The 2,465-nt window shown below is 74.3% G+C and carries 3 protein-coding genes and 1 pseudogene; 2 read left to right on the top strand and 2 right to left on the bottom strand.

Annotated elements, in window-relative coordinates:
• The coding region (locus tag B7767_RS43355) for a metalloregulator ArsR/SmtB family transcription factor (RefSeq protein ID WP_085576565.1) at positions 1-246 on the top strand (246 nt) is incomplete at its 5' end.
• 13 nt (positions 247-259) lie between these two features.
• Here the strand turns inward: B7767_RS43355 and B7767_RS43350 are convergent.
• Positions 260-1,483 (bottom strand): 4-hydroxybenzoate 3-monooxygenase, encoded by a 1,224-nt coding sequence (locus tag B7767_RS43350; protein ID WP_085576564.1) that lies wholly within the window; start codon positions 1,481-1,483, stop codon positions 260-262.
• Between the two features lie 37 nt (positions 1,484-1,520).
• Positions 1,521-1,928 carry a CoA-binding protein gene (locus tag B7767_RS43345; RefSeq protein WP_085576563.1) on the bottom strand — a complete coding sequence of 136 codons (408 nt, stop codon included), beginning with the start codon at positions 1,926-1,928 and terminating at the stop codon, positions 1,521-1,523.
• 166 nt (positions 1,929-2,094) lie between these two features.
• Here B7767_RS43345 and B7767_RS43340 point away from each other — a divergent pair.
• Positions 2,095-2,465, top strand: a pseudogene (locus B7767_RS43340) (hypothetical protein); the annotation flags it as partial.

Below are 2,465 nucleotides of genomic sequence, written 5' to 3'. Positions count from 1 at the left end.
CTGACCCTGCTGCACGCCCTGACCGGCGGCGAGGCCGACGTCACCACGCTCACCGAGGTCTGCGGCGCGGCCCGGCCCGCGGTCAGCCAGCACCTGGCGCGGCTGCGGCTCGCGGGTCTCGTGGACACCCGCAAGGAGGGCCGTCGGGTGATCTACTCCCTGCGCGACGGCCATCTGCGGCGGCTGGTGGACGAGGCGCTGAACGTGGCCGACCACCGGATCGGCGACCGGCCGCCGCACGACTGACGGGGCCGCGGCCTCAGTACCGGTCCGCCGTGCCCAGGTACTGCTCCGCGAAGGCGGCGGCGGCGGTGGGGGAGGAGAACAGGCGGCGCAGCCGCGCGAGCGTGGTGCCCGCGCGGAACGGGTCCCCCGCCGCGGTGCCGTGGTACAGCTCGGACAGCCACTGGGAGAACTCCTGGTAGTCCCACACGCGCCGCAGACAGGCCCCGGAGTAGCCGGCCAGTGCGCTGTCGTCGCCTTCGGTGAGGCGGGCGACCAGCGCGTCGCCGAGCAGGAACGCGTCGTGCAGGGCGAGGTTCATGCCCTTGGCAGCGATCGGCGCGACCAGGTGTGCCGCGTCCCCGGCCAGGAAGAGCCGGCCGGACGCCATCGGCTCGGTGACGTAGTCGTGCATGTCCAGCACACGCTTCTCGATCAGCGGCCCCTCGGTGAGCGGGGCCGCTCCGGCCGCCCCGAGCCGGCGCCGCAGCTCCGCCCAGACCCGCTCGTGCGGCCAGTCGTCCGGGGTGTCGCCGGGAGGGCACTGGAGGTAGTAGCGGGTCACCCCGGGGCTGCGGGGCATCTGACCGGCGAAGCCGTCCGGATGACAGCCGAACAGGACGCAGTCGGCGGACGGCGGCGCCTCGGTGAGCAGGGCCAGCCAGCCGATGCCGTAGTCGTGCCGTGCCACCCGGGCCCGCTCCGGAACGAGGGCGGCCCCGGTCACCCCGCGGGCCCCGTCGCAGCCCGCGACGAAGTCACAGGCGACGGCCTCCCGCCGGCCGCTCTCCGGGCAGACGTACGACACCGACGGACGGCCGCCGTCCAGGCCGTGCAGCCATACGTCGCGCACGCCGAACCGTACGGCTCCGCCCCGCACGTCCGCGTACTCCCGCACCAGGTCCGTCACCAGCAACGGCTGCGGATACACCCAGTGGTGGCTGCCCGTCAGCTCCTGGTACGAGAAGCGGTACCGCTCCCCGTCGAAGCGGAACTCGCACGCGGTGTGCAGCCCGGCCCGCTCCAGCAGGTTCCGTGCGAGACCCCGCCGCTCCAGACCCCGTACCGCCCACTCCTCGATCACCCCGGCCCGCGGCCGCCGCTCGATGAACTCCCGGCTCTCCGTCTCCAGGACCAGACACTCCACACCGGCCGCCCGCAGGATGTTGCCCACGGTGAGCCCGGCGGGTCCGGCACCCACGACGACGACCGGAAAGCGTTGCGGCGAAGGGGGGTCGAGACGGGGGGAACTCTCGTCCATCGCGCCATTATGGCGGCACGGCGCCCCGGGACGGGCCCTAACCGAGCCGGGGTATCTCGATCGCCGGGCAGCGGTCCATCACCATCTCCAGGCCCGCCGCGCGGGTCCGCTCGTAGGCCGCCTCGTCGATGACGTCGAGCTGGAACCACACCGCGTCGGCGCCCTTGGCCACCGCCTCGTCCGCGACGGCCCCGGCCAGGTCACTGTTGACGAACACGTCCACGACGTCCACCTCGAAGGGGATGTCCGCGAGGGAGGCGTAACCCTGCTCGCCGTGCACGGTCTCCGCCTTCGGGTGCACCGGCACCACCCGCTTGCCGAACCGCTGGAGCACCTGGGCGACCCCGTACGCCGCGCGCTGCCGGTTCGACGACAGGCCGACCACGGCCCAGGTGTCACCGAGTCCGGTGAGGATCTTGCGGACCGTCGCCTCGTCGCCGTACACCGTCGGCCTCCCGGGAGTCGTGAAAGAGCTGTCGTCCCGCACAACGAAGCGGCACGCGTGGTGATTCCCGGAGCCGTCCGTCCTCCGCCGGGGGGCGGTGGACTGTACCGGCCACCGGGCCGTCCGGCGCCGGGAACCGCACACGGCGACCCGAAAAGCGGCCCGGATACCTGCGTACGCCCGCTCACGCGCCTACGCTCGCCTCGTGCTGCGCATCACCGACGCCCGAACCGGCGAACCCGTGGACGCCGCCCCCGCCCGGCGGGGCCTGACCCGGGTCGAGGCCCACACGGAGGGGTCCGACCCGACGAACCTGCGTGTGCTGCTCGTCGCCGACCTGCTCGTACGCGCCCTGGAACTCGGCGGCACGCCGGTCTGGGCGCTGCTCACCGGCGACCGGCGGCGGGCGGAACTCCGCGCGGCGGGCGCGGCCCTCGGGGTCCGGCCCTTCGAGGACGGCGGGGACACCGGCACCGGCCTGGGCGAGGCCCAGGTGCTGCACGTGGTGAGCGAGGGCGGCGCGGCGCCCGACGGGGT

Source organism: Streptomyces sp. 13-12-16, from assembly GCF_002114215.1.
In the GTDB taxonomy this organism is placed as follows: Bacteria; Actinomycetota; Actinomycetes; order Streptomycetales; family Streptomycetaceae; genus Streptomyces.
Note: the sequence above shows the minus strand (reverse complement) of the source record. Positions and strands in the feature narration are given on the sequence as shown.